The organism is Chitinivibrio alkaliphilus ACht1 (genome assembly GCF_000474745.1).
Classification (GTDB): Bacteria; Fibrobacterota; Chitinivibrionia; order Chitinivibrionales; family Chitinivibrionaceae; genus Chitinivibrio; species Chitinivibrio alkaliphilus.
This window is the reverse complement of sequence record NZ_ASJR01000002.1, coordinates 93,573-109,996: the sequence shown is the minus strand read 5'-3', so window position 1 is coordinate 109,996 and position 16,424 is coordinate 93,573. Positions and strand designations below refer to the sequence as shown.

The 16,424-nt window shown below is 45.1% G+C and carries 18 protein-coding genes and 1 pseudogene; 15 read left to right on the top strand and 4 right to left on the bottom strand.

Annotation, left to right across the window (positions count from 1 at the left end; genetic code table 11):
- Positions 1 to 119: 119 nt before the first annotated feature.
- The 5 genes and pseudogenes from CALK_RS01460 (at position 120) to CALK_RS01440 (ending at position 4,612) form a co-directional block, all read left to right on the top strand.
- Positions 120 to 911, top strand: a complete 792-nt coding sequence (locus tag CALK_RS01460; protein ID WP_022635861.1) for an ABC transporter permease — start codon at positions 120 to 122, stop codon at positions 909 to 911.
- 32 nt (positions 912 to 943) lie between these two features.
- A complete protein-coding gene (locus CALK_RS01455; RefSeq protein ID WP_022635860.1) occupies positions 944 to 1,618 on the top strand; it encodes an ATP-binding cassette domain-containing protein in 675 nt (224 codons plus the stop codon).
- Positions 1,615 to 2,562 (top strand): MlaD family protein, encoded by a 948-nt coding sequence (locus CALK_RS01450; RefSeq protein WP_022635859.1) that lies wholly within the window; start codon positions 1,615 to 1,617, stop codon positions 2,560 to 2,562. The genes CALK_RS01455 and CALK_RS01450 overlap by 4 nt, the downstream gene beginning before the upstream one ends.
- Before the next feature lie 100 nt (positions 2,563 to 2,662).
- A pseudogene (locus tag CALK_RS13385) lies at positions 2,663 to 3,226 on the top strand (GTP-binding protein); the annotation flags it as partial.
- A gap of 921 nt (positions 3,227 to 4,147) precedes the next feature.
- Entirely contained in the window at positions 4,148 to 4,612 is a 465-nt protein-coding gene (locus CALK_RS01440) for a roadblock/LC7 domain-containing protein (protein ID WP_022635857.1), read from the top strand.
- On the opposite strand, the gene CALK_RS01435 is transcribed toward CALK_RS01440, so the two are convergent.
- Complete coding sequence (locus CALK_RS01435; RefSeq protein WP_034636186.1) at positions 4,586 to 4,852, bottom strand: zinc ribbon domain-containing protein; 267 nt, start codon at positions 4,850 to 4,852, stop codon at positions 4,586 to 4,588. The genes CALK_RS01440 and CALK_RS01435 overlap by 27 nt on opposite strands.
- A 67-nt stretch (positions 4,853 to 4,919) precedes the next feature.
- Here CALK_RS01435 and CALK_RS11870 point away from each other — a divergent pair, with 67 nt between their 5' ends.
- On the top strand, positions 4,920 to 5,762 hold the full coding sequence (locus CALK_RS11870) for a polysaccharide deacetylase family protein (protein ID WP_022635855.1): 843 nt from the start codon (positions 4,920 to 4,922) through the stop codon (positions 5,760 to 5,762).
- On the opposite strand, the gene CALK_RS01425 is transcribed toward CALK_RS11870, so the two are convergent.
- Positions 5,716 to 7,041 carry an MFS transporter gene (locus CALK_RS01425; RefSeq protein WP_022635854.1) on the bottom strand — a complete coding sequence of 442 codons (1,326 nt, stop codon included), beginning with the start codon at positions 7,039 to 7,041 and terminating at the stop codon, positions 5,716 to 5,718. The genes CALK_RS11870 and CALK_RS01425 overlap by 47 nt on opposite strands.
- A gap of 70 nt (positions 7,042 to 7,111) precedes the next feature.
- Between CALK_RS01425 and CALK_RS01420 the strand changes: the two genes are divergently transcribed.
- The 9 genes from CALK_RS01420 to CALK_RS01380 all read left to right on the top strand — a co-directional run bounded on the left by CALK_RS01420 (position 7,112) and on the right by CALK_RS01380 (position 14,198).
- Positions 7,112 to 7,870 (top strand): SDR family NAD(P)-dependent oxidoreductase, encoded by a 759-nt coding sequence (locus CALK_RS01420; protein WP_022635853.1) that lies wholly within the window; start codon positions 7,112 to 7,114, stop codon positions 7,868 to 7,870.
- Between the two features lie 10 nt (positions 7,871 to 7,880).
- Positions 7,881 to 8,870 carry a 4-hydroxythreonine-4-phosphate dehydrogenase PdxA gene (gene pdxA, locus CALK_RS01415; RefSeq protein ID WP_022635852.1) on the top strand — a complete coding sequence of 330 codons (990 nt, stop codon included), beginning with the start codon at positions 7,881 to 7,883 and terminating at the stop codon, positions 8,868 to 8,870.
- A gap of 61 nt (positions 8,871 to 8,931) precedes the next feature.
- Positions 8,932 to 9,609, top strand: coding sequence for an inorganic pyrophosphatase (locus tag CALK_RS01410; RefSeq protein ID WP_022635851.1), 678 nt, complete (start codon positions 8,932 to 8,934; stop codon positions 9,607 to 9,609).
- A 10-nt stretch (positions 9,610 to 9,619) separates the two neighbouring features.
- A complete protein-coding gene (mtnN, locus tag CALK_RS01405; RefSeq protein WP_022635850.1) occupies positions 9,620 to 10,333 on the top strand; it encodes a 5'-methylthioadenosine/S-adenosylhomocysteine nucleosidase in 714 nt (237 codons plus the stop codon).
- Positions 10,320 to 11,024, top strand: a complete 705-nt coding sequence (locus CALK_RS01400; protein ID WP_022635849.1) for a glycosyltransferase family 2 protein — start codon at positions 10,320 to 10,322, stop codon at positions 11,022 to 11,024. The genes mtnN and CALK_RS01400 overlap by 14 nt, the downstream gene beginning before the upstream one ends.
- Positions 10,981 to 11,688 (top strand): protein-L-isoaspartate(D-aspartate) O-methyltransferase, encoded by a 708-nt coding sequence (locus CALK_RS01395; protein WP_204365293.1) that lies wholly within the window; start codon positions 10,981 to 10,983, stop codon positions 11,686 to 11,688. The genes CALK_RS01400 and CALK_RS01395 overlap by 44 nt, the downstream gene beginning before the upstream one ends.
- Positions 11,689 to 12,753: a DUF368 domain-containing protein gene (locus CALK_RS01390; RefSeq protein WP_022635847.1), complete on the top strand. Its 1,065-nt coding sequence runs from the start codon at positions 11,689 to 11,691 to the stop codon at positions 12,751 to 12,753.
- Entirely contained in the window at positions 12,750 to 13,586 is an 837-nt protein-coding gene (locus CALK_RS01385; RefSeq protein ID WP_022635846.1) for a CvfB family protein, read from the top strand. The genes CALK_RS01390 and CALK_RS01385 overlap by 4 nt, the downstream gene beginning before the upstream one ends.
- A gap of 66 nt (positions 13,587 to 13,652) precedes the next feature.
- Positions 13,653 to 14,198 (top strand): hypothetical protein, encoded by a 546-nt coding sequence (locus CALK_RS01380; RefSeq protein WP_022635845.1) that lies wholly within the window; start codon positions 13,653 to 13,655, stop codon positions 14,196 to 14,198.
- Here the strand turns inward: CALK_RS01380 and CALK_RS01375 are convergent.
- Together CALK_RS01375 and CALK_RS01370 are read right to left on the bottom strand one after the other, a co-directional pair.
- Entirely contained in the window at positions 14,183 to 14,461 is a 279-nt protein-coding gene (locus tag CALK_RS01375; RefSeq protein ID WP_022635844.1) for a cupin domain-containing protein, read from the bottom strand. The genes CALK_RS01380 and CALK_RS01375 overlap by 16 nt on opposite strands.
- Positions 14,462 to 14,469: 8 nt before the next feature.
- The gene (locus CALK_RS01370) at positions 14,470 to 16,407 is read right to left on the bottom strand and encodes a DEAD/DEAH box helicase (RefSeq protein ID WP_022635843.1); all 1,938 of its coding nucleotides are present in this window, start codon (positions 16,405 to 16,407) and stop codon (positions 14,470 to 14,472) included.
- Between the last annotated feature and the right edge of the window lie 17 nt (positions 16,408 to 16,424).

Sequence of the window (16,424 nt, the reverse complement as noted above, 5' to 3'; positions counted from 1 at the left end):
TCCCCGATAAAGTGACTGATAAAATAAATTATTGCTCCAGCGATAACTATATTATAATATGAACAAACGTGCAAATATATTTTATGAGAAAGAACCATCTCCACAGAAGAGAGCATACCATGGTATTCCTGAACCGCCTTGGTTCATCTACCCTAAGAACAATAAGCACATACACAGATTTGCTCGGTTTGTGGTATGACATGGTTACGCGCTTACTGTTCAATCGAGACACACGTGTAAACGGCCCACAACTGGTTAATCAAATTCTGTTTACCGGCGTAGACGCATTTTTTACGATTACCCTTATCGCTATTTCATTAGGGGTAGCCCTTTCTACACAATTGGTGAACAATGTTGCCAATATCGATGTTACGTCATTTTTCGGTACTTTACTGGCCTTATCTATCAAAGAGGTCTCTCCCTTTATAACGGCTGTAGTCATAATTGGGCGATCTGGTTCAGGATTTACAACCTTTCTTGGAAATATGAAAGTAACCAGAGAAACAGACGCTCTCAAAGCCATGGCCATTCCTGTCATTGACTTTCTCTGTATACCCAACTTTGTTGGTATGGTTATCGCAACCCTCGCCCTCAATTTCTACTTTAGCAGTATCCTTCTTCTCTCTGGCCTCGCAACAATAAACTTCCTTACGGGACGCCCCGTATACATTTTGATAGAACAGGTATTCTCCCACATCGTATTTATCGATATCATGGTAATACTTCTCAAATGTATTATATTCGGATCGGTGGTTGCCACAACCTCAAGCTATTTCGGGCTGCACGTTAAAACAATTCGTATTGTGCCACGGGCAGTATTTCGAACAGTAGTAACCTCAATCATATTTATTCTTCTTGCAAATATTGCCCTTGCTCTCATTTCCACCTTTTTACGGGGATTTCTGTTGTAATTATGTCGTCCATAACCATACGCGGAGTCTCTATGTATTCTCACGTGAGCAAATACCCCCCCACGGACCTCTCAATCCCCGAAGGAAGCACCATTGTTTTTTCAGGCCCCTGCGGAAGTGGAAAAAGCTTTCTTCTTGAACTTGCGGCAGGTATAAAAAAACCTCCCATAGGCACAATTCTATGGAATAATCGCGATATCCAAACCTTATCGGAATTAGAAGAAAAACAGTATCGTTCTTCCTTTGGGGTTGCCCTGCAACAACCCACCCTTATCAACTTTCTATCCGTCGAAAAGAACCTCTCTCTGCCCTTGTCGTACCATGGCAGAATGGACTCAGAGTCTATACAGAGACGGGTAGAAACCATGATACAGCAATTTGAAATTACAAAACAAAAACACAACCTACCGGAACGACTCTCCACCGGCCAGAAAAAACTGGTCTCCCTTGCACGAGCACTTATCGCATCTCCGAAGGTTCTTTTTTTAGATGAACCCACGGAAGGGCTTGATCCATTGCAGGCCGAAACTATTCTAGATGTGCTGAATTTGCTTGGGCAAGTTCCAGAGAAAACCGTAATCATCTCTACAGGAGATAACTCAATTATAGAAAAACTACAATCTCCCCTCTACTATCTCGACGGGTATACCATACATTACTGCCCTGATTATGAATCTTACCTGCAAAGGAGAGAGTCCTTATTATGAGCTCAACTACGGCCCACCATAATAAAGATCCGTTCTACTATCGGTATAGAAATCAAGTTGTTGGCTTGTTTGTACTTATTCCTCTTATTCTCATCCCTACCTTTATGGTACACGTCTTTATAAGCTCCGAATACTTCACCCCTCGAGCCCCCCTCTATCTACGTGTTACGCACAGTCTGCCTATTGAAAAGGGGAATAATGTAACAATTATGGAAAAGAAAGTGGGGTATGTACAGGAGATTATTCTGAACAAAGAAGGCAGCTTAGATATAAAAATGAGTGTTGAAGAACAATACTTACCGCTCATTGGGCACGACAGTAAGTGTATGATTAAACAAAAACAAACGGTTGTTGGAGACTGGCTCATAGATATAGCCCCCTCAAGAAATCCAGAAAAAAAAGTAACAGCCGGTGATACCCTTCGCCAGTTTGAGTTTATTCGTATTGAAGATATGGTGCACCGCTTAACCACAATGTCACGAAGTGCCCACACCATCTTAAATCAAGTAGCCTATGGAGAAGGCATCGTGAGTATGCTTATCTCCGATGAGGAGCTTGCCCAAGACATGCGCATACTTGTGGATCAAACCAAGCATTTTTTTGCAGAGCTGGAAACATCTCTCGATAGCTTCCCGCCAATTCTCGAAACCATGGAACAGGCAATACTTTCTCTTGATAAACTGGGACACGAAGGTGTTTCCATGGCTCAAAACCTCAACACCTTTGCCCTTATGGCACAACATGTGGCAGACTCACTTTTTATTGTGACAGAAAAGATGGATCATCTAGCAGATTCAACAGCCACGGTGCCACCTGTAATGAAGCAAAGCTTTGAAGAAATTGAGTCGGTCCTTGCCGAGTTTGCCCTTATTCTTGAAGGGCTTCGTGAACACTGGTTTTTAAAACGAAGTATCCGAAGAGTAGAAGAAGATCGAGAGGAATAAAACATGAAAGTAGTATTATTTTAAGTCACCGCTAGGAACTATTATTATATTAGTGATACAACAGTGAAAAGCAGTCACAAAAAAACAACGAAGGTTATTTATGGCAACAATCAACTACGCTGCGCGTGAAATAAATGTAAAGATTGTCTATTACGGCCCAGCACTCAGCGGAAAAACAACTAATCTTCAAATTATACATCAGAAAACTCCCGATGCTTCAAAAAGCGATATGGTATCTCTTGCAACCGAAGCAGACAGAACACTCTTTTTTGATTTTCTTCCCATAGATCTTGGAAAAATACGGGGATTTACCACAAAGATACAGCTCTACACTGTTCCGGGGCAGGTATATTACAACGCAACGCGAAAGCTTGTTTTGCGCGGGGTTGACGGCATTGTTTTTGTGGCAGACTCGGCAGAAGACAAAATGGACCAGAATATTGAAAGCCTCGATAACATGGAAGAGAATCTTGCTGAGTACGGATATGATCTTCGTACGATACCGGTCATCTTACAATTTAACAAACGGGACATTCATAACGCCCTCCCCGTTGAATATCTTAATCAAAAGCTCAATCGGTATAACACACAGTATCAGGAGGCAATTGCCAATAAAGGCAAAGGGGTCTTCGAAACCCTCAAAGTAATCGGCAAACGGGTTATTGATATCCTGAACCAGAAGTACAGCACCCCAAACCAACCCGGGCTGAATCATAGCAGACCCACTCAGCCAAGACCACTCGCCCAGCCAAAAGCTGCGCCTAAAAAAGCTGCCCCAACGCCACGTCCTCAAAAACAGCCTCCCCCCGCAGCGCAAAATCAGGCTCCGCAGGAGCAACAACAGCAACAGCTGGAACTACAACGGCAAATTCAACTGCAACAACAAATGCTTGAGCAACAAAAACGACAGCTTGAAGAACAACAACGCATGTTCGAGCAACAGCGACAAGAGTTTCTTCGGCAACAGCAAGAGACACCTCCTCCTCCCTCTGCTCATACAAGTGAAGACTCAGAGGATCTTGAATTTGATATGTCCTTTGGGTCGTCAACCTCAAAAACACAGGAGATTCCCGTTGTACCACGTTCTCCCGAGCCCCCACAACAACAGGAAGATTCCGATGATATTGATCTTGATATAGATGATTTGGACGCCTTCAATGAGGATCTATCTCTTGATATGGACGAAGACTCACTTGGAACTGATCTTGAGCTTGAAGAGCTCGACACGGTTGATTCACTCTCAGAAAAACCTCAAGCTCAACCTGAAAGCCCAACGGAACTCTCCTTGGAAGACTTCTCCTTTGACGATGATAGCGATGACCTCATATCAAGTAGTTTTCTCTCGGATGATGCTCCTTCCACTCCACCAGAGAAAAAGGAAGAGAAGAAGCATGAAGAGCCACACGACGCCCCTCTTGACGTAACATCTATGAAACCAGAAACCAACGATTCTGAGGAAGAAGAAAGCCAACTTTTTTTCAGTACCATTGAAAACAGCACAAAGAAAGCCAAGAAAAAGCCCATTAACCCAAAGTACAAGAAAAATTTCCTTGATAATCTTTTTAATAAATAATCCGGAGGATTCATGCGGGAAGACCTTTTATTACGACCGGATGATATTTTTTCCATAAATCTCATCCTCACATCAATTCTTGATGACAGTCACAGCGAAATTATATTGCTGACCAATAAATCGGGGAGACTCATAACTTTTCAAGCACAAAGAAGTACCTATGATGCCATATCTATTTCTGCCCTTATATCGGGAACCTTTGCATCAAGTAATTCTATCGCAAATATGATTAACGAACCCGGTTTTGATACCATTCATCTTGAAGGCAATACCTTAGATATATTTGTTGCCCAAGTTGATGCAAACAATATTGTCACAACGGTATTTCCAAAAAATTCCAGTGCCAAAAAAGTAAAGTATGCCTTAGAGACACGGAAAACCGAATTTCAGAAAACTCTAAAAAAGCTCTACTCCCACGTTGAAAATGACCCATTCCTTAATATTAATGTCTCAGAATATGCTCATGATAAAAAATAAGAGAACTATGAGCAACAGAATGATAACCGTTTTTACAAAGGCCTGCCAATCAGCGTGCTTTTCGGTGTGGCCAAACTCATTCCGAACACTCTGTTCGTAATCATGTTCATGAAGATCGTTCTGATCATACCCCCCCATATCAGACCATCCCGTGCTCTCATCGGAGCCGCAATTCGGACAAAATTGAGCGTCTCTAGCCAATTCAAAATTGCAAAAGGGACAATTCCATGTATCTTGCACAAGCCTCACTCCTCATAAAATGGTATTTCTTCTGATACTAACTCTGCTTCCGTTTTTCACAGGCCTTATGGCCATATGGTATATCGGAGCAACAAGTGGTAAGACACCACCGTGCCTACTCTTTCATAATATATATATAACACCGCCAAAACTTCGTACCCTCTCTGAAATTTCCCGCCATACCTTTGAGGATATTATTACAACAGTTGCTGCTCACTATACTATCACATCGCTACGCGAGTATGCCGGTTCAACGGATATGGTACTCACCTTTGACGACGGTTTTTCATCGATTAAAGAACACGCTCTCCCCTTTTTAGAAACCCACGGCCATAATGCAACTATCTTTATTATCAGTGGGGCTTTGCACGGATCTTCTCCCCTGGATATCTATGGAAAAAGATCCTATCTTTCTGCCGCTGATATTCGTGAAATAGCAGAACGAGGATTTGAAATAGGCAGTCATACCATGCATCACCGTGACCTTCGACAACTTTCTCTTAAAGAGTGTTTGTATGAATTGGAGGGATCAAAAAAAGATTTGGAAGACCTTCTGGGAATGCCCGTAGAAGCCCTCTCTTTTCCTCTCGGGCTTTGGAATAAGCGAGTTCTTTCCCTTGCAAAACAAGCTGGGTATAGCCGCTTTTCTTTCTATACTGGCATGCCCTCCCGCTATACCGCTACGCCTCCCCACTTTGCGGCTCGCGGTGTATACCCCTTTGACTCTCCACAAGATGTTTTGGAAAAATTACAATGTCGTCCCCGCTACTCACAAGGACGTACGCGGGGAGCAATCCTTCCCCACTTTGCCAAGGGAACGGCCATGGCAAAATACCACCCATCCTATGCTCCATGGCGTATTTTTACGCCTCAGCACGATTTTCGATACCAGCAGAACACGTACCAATAGAATACAGAAACAGCCACCCAATAAGAAAGAACAGGGCGATTGAAGAAAACCCGGCGCGTACAGGTAACGTGCGTGCATAATAAATATGGATTAGGGTATACTCATACCGATATTGGAAAAACTGAGTAAGTCCGTAGGTTATGAGAGAGATAATCGCAGGCCCGAGAATCATGGAAAAACGACCGACCATTGAATAAATCCCAAAAAAAGATGTTTGCTTCTCCCCAGGGATGAGACTCAGAAAATAAGATCTGCTTACCGCTTGTGTTCCCCCTTGAAGCATCCCGACACCCAGAGCTAAAAGAAAAAAGCTGTAGGTGCCGCGAAGAAAGAAAAGGGATGATGCAACAAGGATACTGTAGCCACCGACAAGCAACAGCAACACACGACGAGCACTCCCTCTTGAAGCTGCTCGTCCGGCAAGCAGGGAGCAAGGAAATGCCGCAAACTGTACAAAAATCAGGGCGACAATAACAGCAGAGTTACTCACACCGATGGCTAGAGCCATGCCAGAACTCATGGATATTAAGGTGAGCACACCGTTTATATAAAACCAATAGGCGATAATAAAAAAAAGAATATTTCTATCCCCTAACAAAATATTCAAATCATCTTTCAGCAATGCAAGGGATCTACGAAACCGATGTGGAGGGGGCGTTTTCACTTTTGGAGTAAAATTTGCGCAGAATAGAGGTTGTGCAAAAACAAGCCACCATACAGCTGCGCAAATCAGAGACACCTTGGCGGCATGGTATACTCCATCTATACCAGGGAGTTGTTCGTGCCAACGAAGAATAGCACTATTTCCGAGAAAAAGGAGAACCCCTCCAAGATAACCATAGGCAAACCCTTTGGCGGAAACGAGATGTCTATTCTGTTCCGTTGAGACATCATACAAAAGCGTATCATAAAACAGAACCGATAGCTGAAATGAGACTTGGGAAACAACAAAAAGAGCCAAGGAGGCCCCCCATTGATTCACCCCAATCAGAGATAACCCCGCTGTTGAGACAATGCCCGCGAGAGCCCAAAATATAAGATAACTCTTACGTCTACCCGAGGTGGACGCAAAGGCTGCAGCAAAGGGAGATGCCACAGCTACAACAAAACCTGCCCAAGAGTTTGCTGCGCCAAGCCATGAAAAAGCAGCGCTTGGTGAGAGTGTCGCTCCCCAGTACTCAGTGAATAGAATGGGAAAAAAGGCTGCTAAAACAGGGAGTGCATAGGCCGAGTTTGCCCATCCGTAGAGTATCCACGCTCTTTGTCGTGTTATTTTCATAGAACTCCTGTCTCACACCCAACCACCCCGATAAAATATATTTATACTGAACCTGTTGTGGAGATGATTTATGAAGATAGCCCTTATCACTGGTGCTACATCTGGAATTGGATACGCCTTTGTAGAACATATCGACACCCTCTCTGAAGTGGATGAAATATGGGTTTCTGGGCGACGAATCACTGTCTTAGAGAAAATACAGAGCTCCTGCAAAACACGCATACGAACCTTTCCGGGAGATTGTACAACAAAAGCAGTAGGTCACGAAATTGAGCACGCCTTACATACAACAAAGGCGTGCATATCATACCTTGTTATTTCTGCAGGCATGGGAAAGGCAGGCCCATTTCGGCAATCATCCTATACAGACCAGCTTACCATGGTTGATCTGAATTGTCGCGCCGTGGTAGACATCATCCACTGTGCTCTTCCTGCCATGGGCAAAGGCAGCACTCTATTCCTCCTATCTTCCATTGCCGGCTTTTCTCCCTTGGGCAATTATGCCGTATACGCAGCATCAAAGGCATTTACCACAAGTTTGGGCATAAGTCTACGTGAGGAACTTCGTCCGGATATTACCGTGGTAACCGTAACTCCTTCCTCCGTAGACACCCCCTTTCACAGAATAAGCAAAAGTACCGGAATAAAAAAACGATATTTTACACAAAAAACAGCACCGGAAAAAGTGGTACAAAAAGCGTTTGCTGATGGTCAGAAACATCATGCCTACTCCTGTGCCGGTCGTGTCGCCATCGCTGTGCGAGTGCTACACCGCTGTATTCCAAATCATCTTGCCGCACTTCTTGGGTGCCGCGCCCTCTATCGATAAAAGGAAGCCTATGACACATCCCCCCATAGCCATAACCATGGGAGATCCCGCAGGTATTGGCCCAGAAATTATTCTCAAATTTTTCAGCAAACTCCCCACTCTTACCACACCGCCCCTTGTGATTGGTTCTATGGAAGTACTCTCCTATTACGCTGCGTGCCTTACAGAGCCTGCCCCCCCCCTTCAAAGAGTAACAGATCCTCAGGAGATACAGCCGGGGGTGATACCTGTGCTGGAGCAGGATATGCCACCATTCTCATGGAAACCGGGTATTCTTTCTAAGGAGTGTGGCGCTGCGGCCTATTCCTACATTTGCCGTTCTATTGAGCTGGCCCAATCTCAGCAGGTCTCTGCCGTTGTTACTGCCCCCATTAATAAAGAAGCTCTCCATATGGCGGGCATTGCCTATCCGGGACATACCGAAATTTTTGCAGAAAAGACGGGATGCAGTTCCTATACAATGATGTTCTCCCTTGACGGCGTTTCCGTTGTACATGTGACAAGCCATTGTTCTCTTCGTGAGGCTCTCGATAAGGTTAAGCCACCCCTTGTTCTTTCTAATATTCGCCTGCTCCACCAAGAATTGTGCTTGCTGGGTATAGACAACCCACGTATTGCCGTATCCGGTCTCAACCCCCACGCCGGTGAGAATAGGATCTTCGGCAATGAAGATTATGAACATATTTTACCTGCGGTGACCCATGCCCGCAAAGAAGGCATGGCTGTTGTAGGACCTCTGCCCCCTGACACGGTCTTTATGAACGCCTTTAAAGGCGAATTTGATGGGGTGGTTTCAATGTTACATGATCACGGGTTTGTGGCGTTGAAATCCCGCGATTTTGAACGAGGAGTAAATGTTACAATCGGGCTCCCTATTATTCGCACCTCCGTTGGTCATGGTACCGCCTTCGGTATTGCCGGGAAAAATTGTGCCTCACCGGAAAGTCTTTGCGAAGCCTATGCAACAGCAGAAAAACTAACCCGTTCCCGCAAAGAGTAAAAAGAAGTTGCATCTCCTGTGACCGTAGTATATTATATAGGCGTTCTGGAAGGAGAAACGTATGGGAAATAAAATAGTTGATCCAATTGTTGCACGCCTCATGGGCCTACGCTATAAGTCACATCCATGGCACGGCATATCTATTGGAAAAAATGCACCGGAAGTAGTAACATCATTTATTGAGATGGTCTCAACCGATACCGTAAAATACGAAGTAGACAAGGCCAGTGGCTACCTCTACCTTGATCGTCCGCAAAAATATAGTAACGTTGTACCAGCCATTTACGGGTTTATTCCGCAAACATATTCGGGAAAACGAGTTGCTCAGATCAGCCAGGACAAAACAGAAGATGCAAGTATAAAAGGTGATGGAGACCCCATTGATATTTGTATCCTTACAGAGAAAAGTATTGTTCATGGCGATATTATTGTAAGCGCAAAGCCAATCGGTGGATTCCGCATGCTTGACGGCAACGAAGCAGATGATAAGATTGTTGCCGTGCTAAATCACGACGCGGTGTATGGAGATTATCGCGACATCTCCGATGTTCCTGATATGGTTATCGATCGACTAAAACACTATTTTCTTACATACAAAGATCTCCCCGGTGAAAAGCGCAATGTTAAAATAACCCATACCTACGGTATTGACGATGCTCATCGGGTTATTGAAAAGTCCATAGAAGACTATGATGCACGCTTTAATAACCTTGAAAACATCTTGAGCGACCCAAGCTGAGGCTCTGTATATGAAAATTGGTGTTCTTCTCACGGGTCATACTTCTTTCGCTTGGCTTCAGGAACAACTGGAAAAAAAGCAGGCAACCCGCCTTGGTCTGAACACCTATGTACACGGGTTCTACGGTAAAACCGAAGTGGTGGCCGTATCTACCAGTCACGGTAAGGTGGCAACCTCCCTTGCTGCAACCGTATTGGCGATTCATTTCTCCGTAGATCAACTCTTTCTATTTGGATTTTGCGGATCACTCAGAAACAACATTATCCCCGGAGATATTATAGTTCCTGAAAGTTTTGTGCAATATGATGCGGATGTAAGTGCCTTAGGAGGTACAACATGTGAAATTCCCTTGCATGGTTTTTCACGATTTTCGGCAAACAAAGACCTCACGCATCGTATTATAGAAATACTTTCTCTTTCGAAGGAAATAAAACAAGGTTCTCTGCACCGGGGGTGTATGGGAAGTGCCGACACCTTTGTAGCAGATAGGCAACGGCGAAACAGAATCAGTAAAATCAGTCCTGAAATTCTTACTGTTGATATGGAGAGCGCCTCCCTGGCGCATGTCGGGTATGAGTACAATCTCCCCATAGCTGTTATTAAACTAGTGTCTGACACAGCTGATCATTCGGCTGTATCAGAGTATGAGTCATTTATTAAAGAGGGCGAAAAGACCCTTCTTCCACCCCTTATCTCAAAACTGCTCTCACATGTCACAACATAAGGGAACTCCCGCCATACTCATCCCTGCATACCGGGCGGAAAAAGAACTCCGTACGTTTATTCCGCAGTTGCTTGAGTTTTATCCCGCCCAACATATTTACGTCGTCAATGACGGTATTACCGATGCTACGCAAGCCCTCTGTTCCTCCCTGGGAATTGTGTGTTTTTCTCACACCAAAAACCGGGGAAAAGGTGCAGCACTCCGTACGGGGTTTTTCCACCTTGTGCACCACTATGAGTGGGTAATCACCATGGATGCCGATGGGCAACACCGGCCCAGTGACATTCCCCATTTTCTGTATGCAATACTGCATGCTCCAGCTCATTGTGCCCTCATTTTCGGCGTACGGAACATGTCTTTCGGACAAATGCCCATACTTCGTATGCTTTCAAACAAACTCACTTCTCTCGCACTCTCTCTTCTCTGCATGCGGTTTATCGAGGATTCACAATGTGGATTTCGCGCGTATAATCTACCTGTCTTTATGCGGATACACACCCGATTTCGAAAATTTGAATTTGAATCGGAAGTGCTTCTTCGCCTTCGTGCGGCTCAATATGAGGTAGATTCAGTGCCGGTAAAAACAGTATACATAGAGGATGGACCAAGCCATATCTCACACCTTACCGATACCCTGCGGTGGATCTTTGCCGTGGGAAGTACCAAAATATCGCTTCTATGGAATAGTTAAAATGGACTCTTTTCATTTTTTACCCCCGGATGTCGCCCGGGGTCGATTAGTACGAAAGCTTCGTACCAAAGGAATTACCAATGAACAGGTACTGCATGCCATAGAGTCAGTGCCCCGCCATGCCTTTGTTGACCCAGGCCTTTCTCATAAGGCATATGAAGATATTACCCTTCCCATTGATCATAACCAAACAATTTCTCAACCCTTTATTGTTGCCCTTATGACGCAACTTCTTGATGTACAACCAGACATGAAAGTCTTGGAAATTGGCACGGGGTCGGGATACCAAAGTGCGGTTCTGCGTTATTTTACGCACCGGCTTTTTACGGTGGAACGTATTAAGGAACTATCCTTTAAAGCACGGGACGCATTTACCCGTTGCGGCATTAAAAATATTATTTGTAAATACGGGGACGGCACCTGTGGATGGCCGCATTATGCCCCCTTTGATCGTATTATTGTCACGGCGGGAGCACCGGCAGTACCGACACGGCTTTTGCAACAACTTACTCCTGAAGGAATCTTGGTGATTCCCACAGGAGACCGTGAAAATCAGCGTCTTGAAGTATATAAAAAACGCCCAGACCGCATAGAGCGAACCACCTATACTGATGTTGTCTTTGTTCCCCTCATTGGCGAACAAGGATGGAAAGAGAGGGAATAAGTGAACAGAACCATAAAAGAACTTCTGGCTGGCTATGTTGTCGGAGCAGCAAATATCATACCCGGCGTATCCGGAGGTACATTTCTTCTTATTCTCGGATTGTACGAACGTCTGATTACCATCCTCAGCAGCATACATCCGATGCAGCTATTGTTCGACTTCGGTAACTGTATAGTACCCTTCAGAAAACAGTCCCGCCCCCTGGCTCATCCCCGAGAAGACCTACTCTTCCTTGTACGTCTTGTGGGAGGCGCGGCCCTTGCGCTTTTTACGCTCTCCCATGTAATAACCATTCTTCTTGAATCACACCATACGATTACCTATGCCTTTTTCTTTGGGCTAATTCTTATCTCAAGTTATATTCCTATACGACTCCTAAGAACTCCCTCCATTTCGCTTTTTTTACCCCTCCTTATGGGCGGATTTCTTTCCCTCGGACTCTCCAGCTTCGACCAGCCCGTGGAAACAACCCTCAGCCGTTCTGCTCAATATGAGGCGCGGTATTATGCCGAGGATGAAACTTCAGCCGATGAAAGCCCCCTCAAGCAGACAGCCTACTCCCCGAGAACCTACGGAGCCGTATTTATCAGTGGTGCCCTTGCCATGGCAGCCATGATACTCCCCGGTCTCAGCGGCTCTTTAATACTTCTGATGCTTGGACAATACCTAGTGGTTATCTCAGCCATATCAGCCCTCCTGCGTTCTCCCGCGCCAGAACACATACTACTTCTTACAATCATGGCCATGGGGATGCTCTTTGGTCTGATATTTTTTGTAAAGGTTATTCATACAACCTTACAGCGGTTTCATGACGGTACCATGAGTTTTCTAACAGGGCTTATTCTTGGCTCTCTTTACACCCTCTGGCCTTTCAAGGAACGACAGATACTCCCGGAAGTATTTCTTCGAGAAGACGGAGAAATCGTTAGAGTTGAAGGGTACGAACTTATTACGGCTATCAACCAAGCTCCTTCAGGTGACACGCTTCTTCCGGCTCTAACAGCGTTTCTATTTGGAGCTGGTACTATGATTATATGTATCTATCTTAAGGAGCGTTCCCAATGATTCATACAGGTGAATATGCTTCCCTCACGGTTACTCGGTTTACCGATTTTGGCACATTTCTTACCACCACGTCGGGAGAGGAAGTACTCTTGCCCCGTGCAGAGACACCCGAATCTCTTGCCGAAAATGACACACTTCGCGTGTTTCTCTACTGCGATTCTGAGGATCGTCCCACGGCAACCCTTCGTACTCCTGCCCTACGACTCCATACATTTGCTCCCCTTACCGTCACTGATGTAAACGCCATGGGTGCCTTTTGCGACTGGGGGCTTACTAAGGAACTCCTTATCCCGTATTTCCAAATGTTTTCACCTCTAAAAAAAGACGAAACCGCCGTGGTATACCTCTGTCGTGACGATGACACGGGACGCCTCTACGGCACAACTCGTCTCGGGCCACATCTTCAACAACCGGCGGAGAGCGATCTTGCCACACCAGCAGACGTATCAGCCATGGTGTATCATATTTCTCCTCACGGTGCCTTAGCGGTAGTAAACGGTCAATGGAGTGGAATGTTTCCTCCTCAGGAAAGTTCTCTTCTTACGGTTGGAACATCCTATACGGCGACGGTAAAGGTTGTCCAAGATGATGGAAAGATTGATCTCACCTTTGCCCCCGCTTCGGCAGGACAACGGGATGAGTTAGAACAGCAAATACTCGCTGCATTGCAGGCTGCTCCGGGGGGGGTGCTCCCCTATCATGACAAAAGTGATGCAGCGTCTATTCAGAACGCCTTTTCCATGAGCAAAAAAACATTCAAAAAAACCGTGGGAAGTCTCTATAAAAAAGGGCGTATACGTATAAAAAAAGGACACCATATCTCTTTACCGTAAAGGAGCCTCCTCCTCCGCGTCTCTCAATGACATATATTACAATAGACCCATACTGAGGAGGAAGAGATGAGACGACTATACCTGTTAGTTACAGTACTGTTTTTGAGCTCGTGTATGCGCTATATGACCCATGAACGCCAGGAAGCTCGCGTAGAACACATAGATATTTCGCAAACTCTGCTTGTGGCAGAACAGATGATGCAAAGCACCGACCGACGCAACAGCTTAGTATTTTGGGTTATCAAAGACCAAGAGCTCACGGCTGAAGAGGCTGCTCGCATAGGAGAACTCTACTTTACATATAAGGATAATATCGAAACATCCTTTGATCAGTGGCATTTCACGTGGGCCATTGCCAATATGTATCGATTGGGGGATTCTGCAGTACAACATGAGTTGAGTTATGCTTACGCTGATGCCCTACAATGGGCACAAGACCTTGGTCGTCGGGGAAAACGAGCCACACGGGATACAACAATCTATATGGGAGATGCACACAGCGGTGGACGCCTCTTTGCCCGGCGCCATATTGTTGCACCGGGAAATGATTCCTATCTGCAGTCTGCAGAAGAGTACTTTAGACGCGAGGGCATTCCTTACACAAAGGAGTAATGTTTTTTGAGATCCGCGGTGATATCCCACTCACATGAAAGGCCTTGTGGAAAAGTGACAAGATCACCTGCTTCAATGTAAAACACTTCTCCATGGGACGTGGTAACCCGCACCGCGCCCTGGAGAATATAGCAGACCTCCTCTGCATCGTAGGTCCAAGGAAAGCAAGACACTTCCTTTTCCCATATGGGCCAAGAAAAAACGCCCATGCGATCAAGCTCTTCCCGTGCGGGATTTCGCGTAATTGTAATCTTATCAGCCATAGAACCTCCTATATATCAAGGGGAGTACTTTCAACCTTCAGTTCTGCCTCTGCATCTACGACACCACGATTAATCAGCAATCTGCATTCTGCCAATTTCTCAATGGTAACCGGATCTTCAATATTTGCTTTAATGGCCCGGATTAACTGAACAACCATACGCAATACACGAATCAGATCTCCCTCGGGTACCCCAAAGGCAAGAAGGTCTCCGAGGCTGCCGCCATTTACCCAAGATAAGATTGGCGCTGCCAAACGATAATCAAGTTCAGGAATAGGATCTTTAATCCCCTCTTTCAACTCTTTCTGCCGTAGTTTACGAATAATCTTACCGCCATCAGTGGTTATCTCAAAATCACTGAGTGGCCCATCTTTTTTTCTGCTTTCTGTAATGAGTGCTCCCAAAACAACACAGATTTCCTGCGGCGAAAGAGCATCAAAGATACGTCGATAATAGAGTTCTGCCGCCTGTATCTCATAGCCGTTTACCAAAGAGGCAAGGCGACCTTTGGGAGTGAGATTTTGTCCGTCAAGATAGCCGTTTTTCTGAAGAAAACGTACGCGGCGACGAATCTGATCTTCCTCTTTTTTATATGACGCAGATAAGTGAAACGTCCCTTTTACAAAGTTACGCAAGCTTTTTCGGAAAAGAACAAAGGCCTCTTCTCCAAACCGACTATACAAGCTAAGAATTGTCGAATATGATGCAAAGAAACGACTTTCTACTTGTTCACTCTCTGTGTAGAAAAGTCGTTTTATTTCTTTTTCTTCAACTGTTTCAGGGATAATATGACAGTAGACATGGCCAATATCATCTAAGCCGCGCCGTCCTGCTCTTCCTGCCATCTGCTGAAAGGAACGATTACTCAGATATTGGAACTCCACGCCGTTAAATTTCTCGACATCATCAAACACAACCGTTCGAGCAGGCATATTCACCCCAAGGGCAAAGGTCTCCGTACAAAAAAGAAGCTTGATAAGTCCCGTGGCAAACAATCGTTCTACAATTTCCTTTGCCGCAGGCAATATTCCGGCATGGTGATAGGCAATACCACGGCGCCATAACCGCTCCATATTGTCCAAACGGCTGTAATCTTCAATTTGATACATATGAATTAAGGTGTCAACCATGGTATCAAGCTCCACCTGTTCTTCATCGGAAAGAAGGTTGAGCACGGCCATACGACGGGCATTTTCTTCGCACCCTTTGCGATTAAACACAAAATACAGTATGGGATCACGCTCTTTTCGGACGATATTTTTGATTAATCGTTTCGGAGAGGGCTTGCGAAACCGAAACCGTTTGCGTTGCTTGGGATTTTTGACGTACCGCTCTTTGAGCAGATCAAAAGAAACCGGCCCATATTTTGCACTGAAAAGGTGCATCTTAAGGGGAACAGGACGTTCCGTCTCACATACCACGGCAATTTTCTGTTCACGAACAACCTCCATCCATTCTGCCAAGCGATCAATATTTGGAACTGTCGCTGAGAGACAGACAAAACGGATATGTTTTGGTGCAAGAATAATTGATTCCTCCCACACGGTCCCCCGCTCTTCATCATCGATAAAGTGAACTTCATCGAAAACTGTATACCGCACATTTTCAAGGCGTTGAGCCCCCTCAAGAATCATATTCCGAAAGATTTCCGTGGTCATCACCAAAATCTGACCATCAGGATTAATAGAAAGATCTCCCGTATGGATGCCCACAGCATCATCGCCAAATCGCAGTTTAAAATCGCGATACTTCTGATTTGAAAGGGCTTTGATCGGCGCTGTATAAACAACCCGTCCCCCCTCGTTAATCACTTTTTCTACGGCATACTCTGCTACAATTGTTTTTCCACACCCCGTTGGGGCAGATACTAAGACGGAAGTATTCTCTTCAATAGCCTGAATTGCGTCTTCCTGAAATTTATCGAGTTCTAATCCTCTGTAATTCATTACCGGCAGAACCTTTC